This window comes from Enterococcus sp. DIV0546 (assembly GCF_051712785.1).
GTDB lineage: Bacteria > Bacillota > Bacilli > Lactobacillales > Enterococcaceae > Enterococcus > Enterococcus faecalis.
Genome location: NZ_JBIOPO010000001.1, coordinates 2,264,305 through 2,280,510 on the forward strand (window position 1 = coordinate 2,264,305; position 16,206 = coordinate 2,280,510).

16 protein-coding genes, 1 tRNA gene and 1 pseudogene are annotated in these 16,206 nt (G+C 35.7%); 3 read left to right on the forward strand and 15 right to left on the reverse strand.

Annotated elements, in window-relative coordinates; all coding sequences use genetic code 11:
• Positions 1–114 precede the first annotated feature (114 nt).
• From IGJ24_RS10950 to IGJ24_RS10985, 8 genes are all read right to left on the reverse strand, one after another.
• Entirely contained in the window at positions 115–1,953 is a 1,839-nt protein-coding gene (locus IGJ24_RS10950) for an FAD/NAD(P)-binding protein (RefSeq protein WP_289865788.1), read from the reverse strand.
• Positions 1,954–1,966: 13 nt separating this feature from the next.
• Positions 1,967–2,317, reverse strand: coding sequence for a DUF488 domain-containing protein (locus IGJ24_RS10955; protein ID WP_002359411.1), 351 nt, complete (start codon positions 2,315–2,317; stop codon positions 1,967–1,969).
• Between the two features lie 121 nt (positions 2,318–2,438).
• Positions 2,439–2,837: a rhodanese-like domain-containing protein gene (locus IGJ24_RS10960; protein WP_002356334.1), complete on the reverse strand. Its 399-nt coding sequence runs from the start codon at positions 2,835–2,837 to the stop codon at positions 2,439–2,441.
• A 15-nt stretch (positions 2,838–2,852) separates the two neighbouring features.
• Entirely contained in the window at positions 2,853–3,824 is a 972-nt protein-coding gene (locus tag IGJ24_RS10965; RefSeq protein WP_002356333.1) for an ROK family glucokinase, read from the reverse strand.
• Entirely contained in the window at positions 3,825–4,043 is a 219-nt protein-coding gene (locus IGJ24_RS10970) for a YqgQ family protein (protein ID WP_002356332.1), read from the reverse strand.
• Positions 4,044–4,060: 17 nt separating this feature from the next.
• Positions 4,061–4,771 carry a rhomboid family intramembrane serine protease gene (locus IGJ24_RS10975; RefSeq protein WP_002362481.1) on the reverse strand — a complete coding sequence of 237 codons (711 nt, stop codon included), beginning with the start codon at positions 4,769–4,771 and terminating at the stop codon, positions 4,061–4,063.
• A 10-nt stretch (positions 4,772–4,781) separates the two neighbouring features.
• Positions 4,782–5,324, reverse strand: coding sequence for a 5-formyltetrahydrofolate cyclo-ligase (locus IGJ24_RS10980; RefSeq protein WP_002425449.1), 543 nt, complete (start codon positions 5,322–5,324; stop codon positions 4,782–4,784).
• Between the two features lie 87 nt (positions 5,325–5,411).
• Entirely contained in the window at positions 5,412–6,182 is a 771-nt protein-coding gene (locus tag IGJ24_RS10985) for an alpha/beta fold hydrolase (RefSeq protein WP_002356329.1), read from the reverse strand.
• A gap of 165 nt (positions 6,183–6,347) precedes the next feature.
• Between IGJ24_RS10985 and IGJ24_RS10990 the strand changes: the two genes are divergently transcribed.
• The 3 genes and pseudogenes from IGJ24_RS10990 to IGJ24_RS11000 all read left to right on the forward strand — a co-directional run.
• On the forward strand, positions 6,348–6,923 hold the full coding sequence (locus IGJ24_RS10990; protein ID WP_002356327.1) for a DUF805 domain-containing protein: 576 nt from the start codon (positions 6,348–6,350) through the stop codon (positions 6,921–6,923).
• A gap of 89 nt (positions 6,924–7,012) precedes the next feature.
• Complete coding sequence (locus tag IGJ24_RS10995; RefSeq protein WP_289865787.1) at positions 7,013–8,566, forward strand: hypothetical protein; 1,554 nt, start codon at positions 7,013–7,015, stop codon at positions 8,564–8,566.
• Between the two features lie 253 nt (positions 8,567–8,819).
• A pseudogene (locus IGJ24_RS11000) lies at positions 8,820–9,000 on the forward strand (glucosyltransferase domain-containing protein); the annotation flags it as partial.
• Between the two features lie 569 nt (positions 9,001–9,569).
• Here the strand turns inward: IGJ24_RS11000 and IGJ24_RS11005 are convergent.
• The 7 genes from IGJ24_RS11005 to IGJ24_RS11035 form a co-directional block, all read right to left on the reverse strand.
• On the reverse strand, positions 9,570–10,697 hold the full coding sequence (locus tag IGJ24_RS11005; protein WP_010777904.1) for a lysozyme: 1,128 nt from the start codon (positions 10,695–10,697) through the stop codon (positions 9,570–9,572).
• A 92-nt stretch (positions 10,698–10,789) separates the two neighbouring features.
• Positions 10,790–11,170, reverse strand: coding sequence for a hypothetical protein (locus IGJ24_RS11010; protein WP_002362349.1), 381 nt, complete (start codon positions 11,168–11,170; stop codon positions 10,790–10,792).
• A 716-nt stretch (positions 11,171–11,886) separates the two neighbouring features.
• Complete coding sequence (locus IGJ24_RS11015; protein WP_202562638.1) at positions 11,887–12,951, reverse strand: FUSC family protein; 1,065 nt, start codon at positions 12,949–12,951, stop codon at positions 11,887–11,889.
• Between the two features lie 255 nt (positions 12,952–13,206).
• Positions 13,207–13,458 (reverse strand): hypothetical protein, encoded by a 252-nt coding sequence (locus IGJ24_RS11020; RefSeq protein WP_002382470.1) that lies wholly within the window; start codon positions 13,456–13,458, stop codon positions 13,207–13,209.
• 89 nt (positions 13,459–13,547) lie between these two features.
• A tRNA-Ser gene (locus IGJ24_RS11025) sits at positions 13,548–13,637 on the reverse strand.
• Positions 13,638–13,732: 95 nt separating this feature from the next.
• On the reverse strand, positions 13,733–13,882 hold the full coding sequence (gene rpmG / locus IGJ24_RS11030) for a 50S ribosomal protein L33 (RefSeq protein ID WP_002356321.1): 150 nt from the start codon (positions 13,880–13,882) through the stop codon (positions 13,733–13,735).
• 125 nt (positions 13,883–14,007) lie between these two features.
• Positions 14,008–16,143, reverse strand: a complete 2,136-nt coding sequence (locus tag IGJ24_RS11035; RefSeq protein WP_002359399.1) for a peptidoglycan D,D-transpeptidase FtsI family protein — start codon at positions 16,141–16,143, stop codon at positions 14,008–14,010.
• Between the last annotated feature and the right edge of the window lie 63 nt (positions 16,144–16,206).

Genomic DNA, 16,206 nt, shown 5'->3' on the forward strand with positions numbered 1-16,206 from the left:
AGGAGCGCTTCTGGTTCGGTTGATTCTCTTAAGCATAACAAGTGGTCATCCATCAAAGCGATGGATGACCACTTGTTATGCTTTCTTTTTTACCAAAGGAGCTGACTATTTTTCTTAACTATTAAAAATAGTAGCAGCAATCCGATCCATATCACGCATATTCCAAGGATCCACACCAGGACGAGCTGCAGCGGCTGTTAACCAATGAATCCCTTCTGTTGGAATACCACAACTAAAAAGGCCTGTCGTCACCTGCCCATCTTTTGTGATGACTTGATTCGTGGCAGGCACAATCAAGAGTGCACCTGTTTTGACTATTTGACCATCAGCTAATGCCAGTTGATGGAGCGTAGCTAGCTTATCGGCTAACAACTGCCTCGTTAAAGGATTCAAACTTTTTTCATTATTAACTTTGGGAATGCGTGCTTCAATTAAAAAGTGACTATTATACCGATTTTCCGGAAACAAATTAGCATAAGTAATAAATTGACCCGCTTTCATTTCGACACGCATTTCTGGCCCCAGAATCGTGACCAATCCCAGTTCAACTAACGCCTGTAGCTCTTCTGTTCTTTCAACAGAAGGTCCCACTGACAAAAAGGTATTCAACGGGGTAAACCAATGCCACAACCACTTTTGACTCTCGTCATTCGTTAATAATCCTTCATCCAAAACAAAGCGAATCTGATCTCTTAAATCTTTTAAACTGTCTAAAGCAGTGGTCAAAGGACCGCTAAGATTGCCTTTCTCTGCTTCTTGAATATCCCATTTTAAATACTCTAGTAAAAACGACCGAAAACTTTCATGAGTGGTTTTCTTTGTTTCAGGATGTTCTAACGCTTGCCAATCAAACCAATCTTGTTTTTCAAAGTGGGCTAAGCTTTCTGGCGCTCCCTTGGTTTGAATAAACAGCTGTTGAAAGGCCTCTTTAGAAAGATGCGGATATTTTTCTTCGATTAAGCAAGTGTAATACACATATTCCACTTCTTTTTTTAAATACCCAAAAAACTCTGCGCCTGTAACCTGTATTTTTTTACGACATTCAGCTAAATACGTTTCGGTTAAAAAAACAGGCTGATAGGCTTCCCCGTAGCCTTTTTGATTAATCCCTCGAGGATGAGAAGGAAAACCGCGACCAGAACCAGCAATAATAATAGGCTCTCTTCCAGAAGGTTCATAACGTAAGCGGCCATTTTGACGAGAAAAAACACCCCCGCGGCCAATCGTCAAGGCAGATAAATAGTCAAAAAATGCCAAACCTAAGCCTTTTAACACAACGGGTTGTTTTGCGGGTATATTGGCAAGTGCCAATAAAGCATCCGCCGCATTTTTAGGAGAAGAATAAAACAAACGATGCTCCTTGGCGTAGTCCGCAAGCTCTTGTTCAACAGTCGTTAATTCATTTTCTTGGTGACCCAAAGCTAAAATTACTTTGTCTGCCGTAAACTCAATGGATTGGGTGTACACATAATAGTTATCCTCTCCTGCCCGCACAGCAGTTACTGGCTCTTTAAAAAACGTCAGCGATGTTTGTTCGTTACATCGCGTGGCTAAATACGTATAGAACCATTTTTGGTACATGCCATAAAAAGCTCTCGAACAGTGATCATTCGGTCCAAAGCGATGACATTCTTTCAACAACTCAAGATAATTATAGGGTTGTTTCTGTTGAATGTACTGCGCAGCTTCTGTTTGGGTCCATTCATAGAGAGTAGGGCCCTTAACAATTGGTCCTTCGCCACTAAAAGATTCATCTGTAAATAAAGTGACTTGACTAATCACGGTGTTCATTAATAAATAATTAGGTTGCTCTGCTCGCCAAATTTTCCCACCTGGACCGTATGGATCAAACAACGTGAGCTGAACATTTATTTCCGTTTTACGAGCCCATTCAATGACTCGTTCTGCAGCTGATAAGCCTCTGGGTCCAGCACCTACAATTGCAATTTTCATCCAATCACCTACTCTATTTTTCTAATAATTCTTTTAAGACAACCGCTTGATTATGCACTGTATCTTTCGCCCCATAGACCAGCGTGACTACTGGCTGATTTTTTACAATCGTCTGTAACTGCTTAAATGCTGTGGCAGTTGGCTCATGTTTCAATTCTTCTTGGTATTTTTGTTTAAACTCAGGATATTTATTTGCTTCATGATTAAACCATTTCCGTAGCTCTGTACTTGGGGCCACTTCTTTGAGCCATTCATCTAACTTTTCAGATTCCTTGGATTTTCCTCGTGGCCAAATACGGTCAACTAAAACACGGTAGCCATCTTGCTCTGTCGGTGCTTCATATGCTCGCTTGATTTGAATCATCTGCCTTCACCTCTTCTCTTTATTGTAGCTCAAAAAGTGAGGACTGACAAAAAGCAACATCTCTATTAAGCTTTCCTATACAAAAAGAGTTGGTCTCAATGAAGACCAACTCTTTTTGTTATTAACTATTTCTCTTTTTCACTTTCCCAGTCCAGCCATCATAGCCGCCTTTTAAAATATAAATATCAGTATAGCCATTTTTGCGTAATAAATTAGCTGCTCGGATACTTAAAGCTTTCTTCTGATCATAAAGATAAACAGGTTGATCCTTACGAAGAGAACCAATTGTTGTTTTTAACATGCTGTATGGCATGCTGCGCGCCCCTAAAATATGCCCAGCATCAAATGTATCTTTCTCACGAACGTCAATCACTTGTGCTTTACGCATTGTTTCTTTAAATTCTTCTTCCGTCAGCATTTTTGCTGAACGTTTCACCATAATTTTCAAATATAATTCATTGAATACCATCGCTAGTACAATAACTAGCAAAATGCCATTGATTACCCATAAAATACTCATTCTAAAAAGCCCTCTCTATTTCTCTTTTGAAAATTGTAATGCTAGTGAAGCGGCACCAATGACGCCGGCCTCATTACCTAGCTCTGCTAATTTGATTTTTGTACTATTTCGAACTTGTGGGAAAGTAAATTCTTGGAAATATTTTTCGACACGACTACGTAAAAATTCTCCTGCTGCAGAAACACCTCCACCGATAACCACGCTATCTGGATTTAACGTGTTCCCTAAGTTTCCTGTGGCTAAGCCTAAATAGAAGCAAACACGATCCACAACCATTAAAGCAAAATGATCGCCTTTTTCAGCAAATTCAAAAACATCTTTACTCGAAACATCTTGTCCATCATCAATCGCTTGTTTCAGTTCAGAGTCACCTGCAAACTCTTCTGATAAATGACGTGCAACACGAACGACACCAGTGGCGCTAGAAACAGTTTCTAAACAGCCACGTTTCCCACAGGTACAGTCAAAGCCGTTAGGATCAACCGTCACATGCCCAACTTCACCAGCACAGCCAGCAACACCGTGGAGCAATTCTCCCGCTGCAACAATGCCTCCGCCGACACCTGTTCCTAAAGTAATAAAAATCACGTCGGGATTGTTTTCCCCCGCGCCTTTCCAACGCTCACCTAAAGCGGCAACATTGGCATCATTATCTAAGGCAAACGGAATTCCTAAAGCAGATTCGATTTGTTCTTTGACAGGCTGTACAGTCGTCCAGTTTAAATTATAGGCACCTACAACAGTTCCTTTTTCAATGTCGACACTTCCTGGTGTTCCCATACCAATTCCCACAAAATCTTCTTTTTTCATATTATAAAGATCTATACGGTGACGAATACTTTCAATAATTGATGGCACAATATGCTTGCCATCTTCTAAAATATTCGTTTCAATACTCCATTTTTGTTGAACAACGCCATCGGTTGTTAAAATAGCAAATTTGATGGTCGTTCCACCTAAATCAATCCCAATAATCTTCTTATCCATTTAGTCGATTCCTTTCTGCTTCCCTCTAGATTCTTCTATTCGATGCTCTCTTTGCAAAATATGCCGGGCCTGTAAATACGTATCTCGGTCTACCAATTGACCTTCATACAATTTTTTTAATTCAATCATCATTAACTCAATATCATAAATCCGTGCACCGACATAAATATACATCCCAAACTGTTTAAAAAGTTGTTGTACATCATATAACGTTTCCATACGAAAACACTTCCTTATTATACAGGTAAACCGTATTTTTTAAAACCCAATAACAGACAAATTACGACAAGAAAAATAAAAATTAACGTGGCCATAATTCGCTCGTGCTTATTAAATGCTTCTTCACGATTTGGAACAGCAAAAGCCGTCGCGACTAATAGTCCACCAATTAGACCGCCAACATGACCCATCATATCTACAGAGCTACTAAACAAGTTAAATAACAAATTAATCACAATAAACATTGAATAGCGTTGCACCATATACATAATCGCTGGATTGTCTCTAAAATGGCGTCCTAAAATAACAAATGCGCCGAACAAACCAAAAAGCGCTGTACTAGCACCCGCTGAGACACTGTTGGGTGTCCCAAAGGCAAAACTGGCGATATTTCCAGCAATCCCACTCAATAAATAAATTCCCAAATAGCGCCAATGCCCATAAATTGCCTCAACCTGTGCGCCGATATAATAAAGAGTAACCATATTCAAAATAATATGCATAAACCCAATGTGAAGAAACATTGGCGTGATAAACCGCCAGTATTCATGATTTTGAGCTACCAGTGGACGAACCATTGCCCCCCAATTAACTAAGTTTAAAATATTTTCTGATCCTCCAGTTAATTCCAATCCAAGGAAAACAATGATTGAAATACCTAAAAGGGCATACGTAATGAACGGCTGATTTTTTAGCCGTTTCAATTTCATTTCTGTTTGATAGTTCATTCCATTCCTCCTATTGTATAAATAATTGTTCGATTGGCTGATCAAACGCTTCTGGTTGCCATTGTTCATGGAGTTGTTCACTAAAAACTAAACTACATGAATGGCCCGAAAAATGTTCCAAATAACGATCATAAAAACCACCGCCGAAGCCTATTCGATAGCCAGCACGATTGAAAATAATCCCTGGCACAATCAATAAATCAATCGCTGTAGCTGTTATTTCTGCCGCTGTTAATGGAGGTTCTTCCACGCCAAATGCACTGGTGTCATAAACCGTCTCTGGAAAGACTTGATAAAAGTGCATTTTGCCTCCTTTAAATGTTCGCGGCACCGCCACTTGCTTGCCCTCTTGCATGGCCCGTTCGAAAATTGGCTGTGTTGATAATTCTAGCGGTAACGACCGAATCATTCCGATTGTTTGTGCTTGTTGCCATTGCTGACTAGCAAACAACTGTTCATAGAGACTTGATTCTTTATGTTGTTTAATTTCTGGATGTTGTTTTAGCCATTCTAGGGCAGTTAAGCCCACTTTTCTCAACTTGTTTTTCTCCATGTACACCTTCAACCCCTTTTCTGTTAAGTTTATAGAAAGTGTTCTTAAAAAACAAGCTGATTCCCCTTTTCTCTTTGAAAAATCCCGTTATTTTTCTAACGTTTTTGACGCTTCTTTAAAAAAGTCAACAACCAAATCCATTGTTTCTCCTTTCACTAAATGCCGCTCACCGATTTCCGTTATAAATTGCGTATTTCTCGCATACGTTTTCCCAGACACTAATTGTTCAAAATCAGCCATGTCTTCATAGGGAATTTTTTCATCTTCCGTTCCATGCCAAAACAGCATCGGTCGTTCTTGTAGTCTTTCTGGCGTTTGTGATAAATCGTATTGATGTACCCAACTTAGCAACAGTGGCAAGTCTTTAGGTACAAAAATAGCAAATTCTTTCGCCCGTTGAATCACTCGCTGAATATAGCGCGCCGGATAGGGTGTTCCCATTAAGCAAGCGGCAGCTTGAATCTCAGGATGTTGGGTCATAAGAGCGCTGGTAGTAATACCGCCCATGGATACACCACCCACGCCAATCCAATTTTCTTTAATCAACCCTAATTTATGAAAATGATGGATAATTACTGGAAATTCAATCAAATTATATTGAATGCTACTCCAAAATGTAATCGATGGAATCGTGGAAATAGGTCCTGTTTTTCTTTCTCCATGGTTCATGGCATCTGGTAAAATGACCCGAAACCCCTCGTGTGCTAATTTTCTTGCTTGTGTTAAAGATAATTCTTTAGCTGATTGCCAACCATGATAGTAAACAATTAAAGGTAATGCTTCGTTTTTTTGCTCTTCTGTTGTCACTTCTAATGCTGGAATTTTTGCTATGTAGCGATGTCTAATACTGATTTTCATTCATGATTCCTCCATTATAAAATATCTTCTCTTATTTTACCGTTTTTTGATAAAACCTGCTCTTTATATGATTTATCAAAAAAACCACAAAATATGCGAATTCGCATTTTCCTATTTTATTACTTTCCGTTATAATCATTTTATTAAATACAAAGGGGTGTTTTTATGGTTAAAATTGAGGAAAAAGGTAAAGTAACATTTGGACAAGCTTTTAAAGATTATTTTCGTGGATATGTTGATTTTAAAGGTCGGACCACACGTGCTGGTTATTGGTGGATGACATTGGTATTAAGCATTTTAGCACTTATTTTTTATATTGCCATTGTCGGCAAAGCCGTGTCAGCAATTTTAGCAGCTGAATATTTTGAAACCTATGATTTTGGAAACTTATTACCGTTGATGCTTTTTGCACTTGTTTTATGGTTAGCTTTATTATTACCAACGTGGGCAATGTGTGTACGTCGGTATCGTGATGCTGGGATGACAGGTTGGGGCGTGCTTGTTTTATATCTACTTTCTATTGCCTGTAGCTATACACAAGTTTTCTCTGTTATGTCAACACTGAAATATGATGTTCAAACAGATACTGTGATAACAGGTGGCAGTCCTGTCTTCTTATTTTTCACTCTTGTGATTAGTCTGTTTTTCTTCTTACTAACAGTCTTACCGACAGATAAACTAACAACAACTAGCCAAAATAGCGTCTTACGCTTCTTCTTCCGTTACAAAGAAGTGAAGTAAGGAAAAGTTTTAAGCCTTTCTTTTAAAAGAAGGGCTTTTTTCTTATTTTAAAATCTTTATGATAAAATAAGAACTAGTCTAGCTAAAAAATGGAAGGAGAAAATATGGCTACTTTTAAACGGATTCTGAATCTAGAAAATTATATTTTTACTTTTTTTATTTTATTTGTCTTTTACGGCGCAATTAACTCTCCCTATTCGCTGGTAAAAATTCTTTGGGAAAAGCCTAAGCACTTGCTTGTTTTACTTCCTCTATTAATTATTCTATTGTTGATTATTTATAAAAACAAAAAATTTCTTTACACTAAGATTCAAGTGCTCTGGCACTTAATAAAAGCCCATGATCGTGTGGTTATTATTGGTAGTTTGATCAGTTTATTTTTACTGCAACTTTTACTCCTGACGCAGATTACTGTGCCGATTGGTTGGGATGTTTTTGACAACTTTCATAGTATTACCACTGAAAATAGGAATTATTCAAAAATCGTACTTTCTTTAAACCCCAATAACGAATTTTTCTTTTTCATGATGTATTACCTTAATAAATTTTTGCGTTTCATTGATGTAACAGAGAGCTGGAGCAATACTTGGTTTAGTTGGCAAGCGGTTAATTGCTTGTTTATTAATAGCAGTTTATTTCTCTTTTATCATGCCTCTAAACGTGTCTTTAATCCATTAACGGCCTTCGTTGCTTACAGTTTATTTTTTCTTTCTTTCGGATTATCTCCATGGTTACTAACGCCTTATACAGATACGGCCGTCTTATTGTTCATCAACCTAGTCTTTTTTGCATATAGCCTTTTTGACCAGGTTTCCCCTCCCTTCGTAAAATATTGTTTATTACTGTTTATTGGAATTGGCCTAGCTTGGTGTTTTTTAATGAAACCTTCGTCTATTATCTTTTTTATTGCATTTAGTTGTATCAAAGTGCTGCAACTTCTTTTAGTAAATCGGAACAAACAGTCTATCGTAAAATTAACCGTGGTTGCTCTCTTTTTACTGACTGGTTTCGCCAGCGCATATTATAGTTTTCAATTTTTTGTGGAAAAACAAACGATTACGGAAATCGATAAAGAACAAGCCAAACCTTGGACACTTTTTGTAATGATGGGTTTGACGGGAACTGGCGGTTACAATGATGCAGATACACAAGCAGTAAATCAGTTGCCTACACAAGAAGCCAAAAAAGCTTATACCATAAAAACGATTCAAGACCGTTTAAAAAATAAAGGATTCTTCGGTTATCTCCGTTTTCTGGCTCAAAAAAATCGTCATAATACTGCCAATGGTGATTTTGACTGGGGTTGGGATGGCGGTGATTTAATCCCAGAAACACCTTCTAAAAATCGTTGGCAAGAACACTTGCGGTCACTGTATTATCCGCAAAATCAAAAAAGTAACTATCTACGAATTTATATGCATTTTTTCTATTTACTCACATTACTAGGTCTATTGTTCAGTATCCCTCTAAAAGATTCAAAAAATAACTACGCGATTTTAAAATTAGCTTTCATTGGAGCTATTCTGTATTTATTGCTCTTTGAAGGCGGCCGCTCTCGCTATCTAATCCAGTTTATGCCGTTTTGGTACTTGTTATCAGCGAGTGGTTGGCTGGGGTTGAGAGATACGCTGGACAAAAATTAAGTAAAGATAAGTTATTTATATATTTCAAACTACTTAAATGATATTTTTCAATCAAAAAAATATTCATTTTGTACAGTGAATTAGTATTTTTCATTTATTAATAGTATAACTTTTCGAGATATAGTAACTATATGATTTTAGTCTAGTCATTCATTTATCTAAAAAAGGGCTTTAATCATTATTCCAAACGTTTTTCCAACCAGTCAATTATTTAGTGAACCATTTTACTTCGTTCTAAAAAATTTTCTAATCATTTGGATTTTTGTTACTGATATTTACGTTTACTATGTACCAATCATTTTTTTGTATTTGCGTGCACCTTAATTTTATTCAAGATTTTAATGGCATTGTATTTTGCTCAGTTAAATAATCTTAAAATTTCTTTTACAGACTATGCATTCAAAATTGACCATTTTATTCTATTCCTATATTCTTTTGTTTTCGAAACTACTATAATATAGCAGTTCTATTATCATCAGAAAATTCAGCTACCGTTTCACACTATTCAGCTTCTCTTTCAAATGAATTTTCTTCAGATATATATTCTTCACTTCTCCTAGCGAAATTATAAATCTGAATTGTATTATGTCCTAGAAATCGACTTCATTTTCGCCAATCAGGGCAACGTCTTTTTTTATTTTAGATATTAGTCTAGTAAACTCCTTTAATCTTTAGTAATTAATATGTTCAAGTTTATTTACATCACACTTACCTACGGAAAAAAATGAGTCAAACTATGCTTGTCAACTTAAATACGATAGTTCATCCATTCTTTTTCCTCAAAAAAAAAGAGCCCCCATATCCGAGCATAACTGTGCTTTCGGATATGGAGGCATTGCCGTCTATTAATTACAATATACTATTTAGAAAATACATCGACCATAAAAAAATTGAATAATAAGCCAGCGCGCACAAGATATTGTGCTTAAAAAAACTTAAATTACAACTTAAGTAAATTTGTTGAATAGAACTTAAATAACTTTATCAAGATTGTTTTACTCAATTATTTAGAATTTTTGTAAGATGGGAAAATGTTAATTAATTTTTCGTATTCAGCAGTATTAATATCATCATTGATTGGTTTAATTTTACCTTGTGATTCCATCAATCTTAATTTTTGATAAACAATGTTATAGTCTCCCGTATTTCCACCTACGATAAATCGACCATTATATAGATAGCCTTTTGTTCCCTTATATAGTCCTTCTACAACTGTTAATTTAATCATTTCATCTTCCTCCTCTGTATTTAGTATCGAACTAGAATCTTCATTACTCACTGGTTTATTAAATAAGTTAATTTCTTCTTGACGACGTCGCCGCAATCCTTCCTCATATTCAGTTCCTTTATTAATATAATTTGCAAATGATTCAGTGATATAGCTATTAGAAGCATTTCTATCCCAATTCCAATTTGCAAATACTCCCGTACCATTGTTATAAGTAAAACTTACCATTGCGTCAAATTGATTTTGATTAAAAGAACGGATAAAGTAGCTATTTACTGCACTTTCATAAACTTTTATATCTTTCCAAAACTGACTATCTGCTTGCACTTGTGACCATCTAGTTACTCCTGGGATTAATCTTGTTTGCCCTTTTGGTTCAGCGTGCCCCCAACCAATAGTAATCATACCATCGCCAAGATCATAGGCTGTAAGTCGACAATCTTCAAATTTTTTAATTAGCGCTTCCCCATTTGATCCTAAGGTCGTAGCTTTTTCTTCATCAACCGGATTACTACCTGTTGAAATCCATTGATCTAAATTTAAAATGTCTGTAATAGGATCTTCACCAACATTTTTCTTTACGGGTCTGCCAGCCCAATTTGCTTGCCAACTATCAGAACCAATTTTTACCCAAACGTGTCCGTATCCGCTACCGCCATAGCGATTAACTGCTATATTTAGTGTTCCTAAGCCTGTTTTCGCAATACCTTGAGGAACATACGTAGACGGAATATCTTTTGCATGTCCTCTTGCAGCATATGGATTAGGTGCTCCGAGAAATTCTAGTAAATTCTTAATTAAACTTACGCATTGGCCATCAAGAGAACGGTCTGACTTATCAATAGTTATTGTTCCAATAAGACTATCTAGGTAACTACGTACTTCTCCAATTGTTTTTACCACTTATATTTACCTCCTTAAATCATTATTCCGTGCGTCCACGGCGAACATATGTTCATAAACCTAGTATAGTTGAATTGACCTGTTTCGTTTTGTCAAATTTCGTACCAACCCAGTCGATAAGCAATTTCATGGATAAATTCTGTATCTCGTCGAGCAATTGTAGACTCGCTCAAAAACGTCTCACAAGCAACAAATTCATTCTTTTTATATGGATAACCATTTTTATATTTCACTAAAAAGATATCCTGTACATCCCTTGTAGAATCAGCTAAGATATCTTCTACCGTTTGTAAAAATAATTTATGAAATGCAATTTGACTGATAGTTATTTTTTCAGTTGGTTGCTCTACAGGGTATTCTAAAAAAGGATTACGATTCATTAACATAACATCCTCGTACTCTTGTAATTTTTTTTCAATATGTTGATAATCCCATAATAATTGTCGAATATGTTTTTTTATTCCAGCTTTCATTGTACCTCTCCTCTAACCACTTAATATTTTATTTGTAGAACTTTTACAGATAATAGAAATAGTATGTTCATCCTCCATGTATTCCTTTTATCCATCTACTCTTATTTTTGATCACATTCATTTTCAAAATCTAACTTATTCGTTTGTACCTCTCCTATTTTTCCCTTTTATCAATAACTGTCCACCTCCTAGATTATTTTATATACAAAAATAGACCACTCCTTAAGCGATCTATAATGACAAAACTTATTCTTTTTCTTAGATTTAAGCGATTCTGTTTTTCCACTTAAATATACTTAACTTGATTTAAAGATATTGAACATTCTATTTCTGAAAACTTAGCTATATAAACAAGCATCTATAGCGTTGATAATTCATTTTCAGAGATTCTTTATACTACTAATTTATCATGTTGACTATACTAAAATTTCCCAATAAATTCCCAATATGAAATTACTTCTACTTATCTTTCAAAAATACAATTTTACTACGTAACTTGTGTTCACTGAATTCATTTGTTTATATCCTACTTTATACTTACCTATACTATCCTTACCTATACCTTACCTATACTATCCTGTGTAGCCATTTGGTAGCCAAATTAGTAACCAGCTTCTGCCACTTTTAAACTCTTATTTACAAAAAATATAGTCAATGATTCTATTTAAAAATAAAAGGAGCCTAACATTCTTTCAAGAAAGAATGTTAGGCTCCTTTTATTCAGACAATTTCAGCCACTCTTTGCGATTGCAATAGGACATAGTTTTTACAAAGACAAAATGATAAAGCAAACCGTAAGCTAGCCCCAACATATTTAACAAAATTCTTAAGTAAAGACTTGTTTCTAGCCCAAATATCATAGAAGCTGCCATGATAGCACCAACACAATTGAAAATCGTTTTACTTTTATAAGATGTGCATAAACCTAAACAAAGTCCACCTAAAATACCAAGTAGGTTCGTTGGTAAATAAAATAACAAGATAGCCGATACTAGAGAACCAATAACGACCCCTATTATTCGTTCTTTGGCTCGTTCAGACAATTTAAACGTATCATACCCAGAAAATAATGACGAACTAGCAAATGTTGCCCACATAAAGCGGTCAATCTGAAGGTGCGTTCCTATAAAAAGTAATAAGCTAATGCCTAAAGCGTAATAACCAAACCAAATATTTCTTTGATTAAAAAAACCATTTTCTGTAACCATCTGTATAAAAGTAATATCTTGATCCAATTTTTTATGTTTCACATGATAAACAAAAGCTAAAAGTAGATAAGCAAACACTAATACAAAGAAAGTTTGTTCTAATTGCTGAAACGATTGATAGTGAACCGTGCCAACTAAATATAAGTAGGAGAACGTATACAAGCCAGGATTACCCATTTTAGGGTTTTTACCAGTTAAGAAAAACAATGCCAGCAAGCAGATAAAATGAAGACCCCATTGTAAAAATGATACAGAAATCAGTGAAATTAGTGGACTAACACCTAGAATTGTTAACACGATTCCTAAACTAAGCAAGGCCTGTTTTTCCCTGTAGCCATATGAGACGAAACGGATACTCAACAGCAAACAAAATAATACAATTGAAAAAGGCGCTATAGCTTTTCCAAAGAAAAAAGTAATCGTCGACACCCATAAAATCGCAAACGAAACTAATAAGATATCCCTTATTAACAAGGCGCGCCAAAAATATCTCCGCTGTTTTTTAGTGTCCGCTTGATGAATTTTTTGTTTTAAAATAAATGGATCTAACTGCAATAATTGATAAAAAGTCACCTAAAATCATCTCCTAAAAATCGACTCTTCTCAATTCATTATTCCAACTTTTCCTTCTATGAAATCAGAAGAAAAGTAGTTGTGACGAACATTTTACTACAACTTTTTTTCTGAATCAATACATGCTTTATTTCTTAATTCAATACCTCTCCCGATACGATTTGCTTACTTCATAAAAAATAAGCCTAGAAAAAATCAAAACGATTAATTCTAGACTCAAAATTAAATAACTGTTGAACAAAAGCTAGCGCTTTTTTACATAAACTTTTCCAACAGATCCATTTCTTTTTCTAATTCTTTTTCATCATACTTGTCATACTTACCAGCTTCGTGTGCAATTTTTTTAATCTCATGAATGGCTTTTTTTTCAACAATCCATTTCTTCATACTATGTTTTTTTGTATCCTCATCTAGCGAGCCCAACTCTTCTAAACTTGCATCCAATTTGTTCAAAACGTCGGCAATTTTTGCTAATGCTTGCGCTTCTTTTTCTTCATAGTTTGACATAATAGACACCTCTTCTTAAGTATTTTTCTACTTTAAGTGTACGTCTCTGTCGTTTTATTTGCAACTAATAACTCAACTGCTTCTCGGTACGGAGGATAAGGGATTCGAACCCTTGCACGATGTTACTCGCCTAACGGTTTTCGAGACCGTCCCCTTCAGCCAAACTTGGGTAATCCTCCCTCTACATTCCATCTACAAATGAACATGTAATGAATCAATAGATAAAAAGCCTAGACCCTTACACAACAAGGATTCTAGGCTCTATCTAACTAAATTATTTAGTTTCACGGTGTAAAGTAACTTTTCTTTCACGTGGGCAATATTTTTGTTTTTCTAAACGATCAGGATTGTTACGTTTATTTTTATTTGTTAAGTAGTTACGTTCTTTACAAGAAGTACACTCTAAAGTGATGTTTACGCGCATGTTTTCCCCTCCTACTAATAATTGATCTTTCCAAGAGATTTCTTAGACTTGAATATCATACCATTTTTTTTGTCATTTGACTACCCTTTTGGGCAAATTTGTAAAGTAGAACTACTTTACAAATTTTATTTTTTGTACATTTCCATATACGCTTCTAAAACTTCTTTGGCAATCGTTTGATTTGGTTTGGAAGATTCATCATTTAAGTGTGGTAAAACAACGCTAATTGCAATTTCAGGATTTTCGTACGGCGCATAAGCCACCAAGTTACTATTAACCGTTGTATGGTTTACTCCATTAGCATCTGTTGCTTGCGTTTCGGCGGTCCCTGTTTTAGCAGCAATCGAAAACTTGTCTGATTTTAAACCACGTGCAGTTGTAAAAGGACTAGTTCCATTTACCACATTATAGAAACCTTGTTGAAGAATTCCTATCTGGTCTTCAGAAATATTCACCTTATTCAAAACTTTTGGTTCAATTTCTTTTAAAATTTTTCCTAAAGCTCCATTTTCATCATTGCCATAGATTCCTTCTACCACATGGGGTTGTACGCGGATGCCATTATTTGCGACAGTGGAAACGTACTGTGCTAATTGTAACGCGCTATAGGTATCATATTGCCCAAAAGATAGGTCAAGAAGATTACCGCCTTGTGGCGCAGATGACGAATCCTTAAAGTCCTTGTTTTGAATTCCTGTTGTTTCTCCTGGTATATCAATTCCAGTTTTCGTTCCCATACCATATTCTGCAAAAGCTTTTCTTAATTCTTTAAAGACAGTGTCATCTCCTACTTCATAAGGGAAAATCATATTGGGATAATAATTCACACCCATCATTTTAAAGACTAATTTCATCATATAGGCATTCGAAGAATATTCTAACGCTTGCTCCGCAGTTAATTGCATGGTTGTTCCGCCAGAAGCATTCCACCAAGAAGCTTTTGGATTACTACCTGCTAGTAAAATAGCTTCATCTGTTAAAACATCATTGCCTTTAATGACGCCTGTTTCATAACCGGCTGTTAAAGTACCTGCTTTCACAACTGATCCAGGAACTTCAGAATTCAAAATAGGTGCTAAAGGATTAGGTGTGACTTCTCCAGTTGCTAAATCATGATGAAATCCGGACATCGCTAAAATAGCTCCTGTTTGAGGGTTCATAGCAACGACATACGCATTTTCTGAGTATGGTCCAATGGTTTTGACTATTTGTGAATAGTTTCGTTGTAAAATTTCATCAACTTTGTTTTGGAAATTTGAATCAATCGTTAATTTTAAGTTGGAGCCTTTTTCCCCTTTGGAAATTGGGGTTTGTGAAACAATCTTTCCGTTATTGTCTAAAACGACTTCTGATTTTGCTTTTTTACCTTGTAGAACGTCTTCATATTGTTTTTCTAAATAGCTAGTTCCAACACGGTCATTTCGTGCATAGCCTTTTTTCAAATATTCATCGACTTCTTCGGCTGGCAATCCTTGTTTTTCAGTTGAAACGGTACCCAACAGGCTACGTAATGCACCACTTTGAGAATAATCACGCGTCCAATCAGTCCCTGTTGAAACACCTGATATTTCCGCTGTGTGTTCACCAATTGTCGCAATTTCACCTTCTGTTACCCCTTCATTCTTGATGAAGACCGTGTTCATTTGTGACGCGGCATTCATTCGTTTAAAAATCGTTACTGCTTGTAAGGTTCGGTCATCAAACGCAATTTCTTCAGGGGTGACTTTTTCAACTGCTTTGGCATATAATGTGCCTTCGTCCGTAATTTTGTTGCCTTTTTCATCTTCTTTATCTTGATCGGTTAAACGGGCTTGGGCTGCTTTTAAATTTTCAGGATTCGCTAACCAATAATCTTTTTTATCACGATCCGTTAAGTTTGGATCAACTGGAACGTTAATAAGTTCGTTGACTTTATTCGCAATCGGTAAAATATCTTTTCCTTCAATATTTTTTCCTCGTGTGTATGTGATTGCTAAATTGGCTTTGTTAGAAACCAAGACTTTTCCTTGTGAATCATAAATTTGTCCTCGAGGGGATGGTGTCGTGATTTGTAGTGAAGAATTGGCAGTGATTTTTTTGTTAAACTCTTCTCCTTCTACAATCTGTAAATACCCTAAACGAACAATTAATGAAACAAATAAAGTGAATATCACAAAAAATAATAAGTTCAATCGAAAAGGAATATGTGGCTTTCTACCTCGTTGACTCTTTGCTGCGGCATCTGTTTTTTTTATTTTATCTATAAATGAGTTTTTCTTCATACCTCTAGTCCCTTCACTAAAAAGTTTCGCATTCTCATTGTAACAAAAAATAGTCAAAAAATC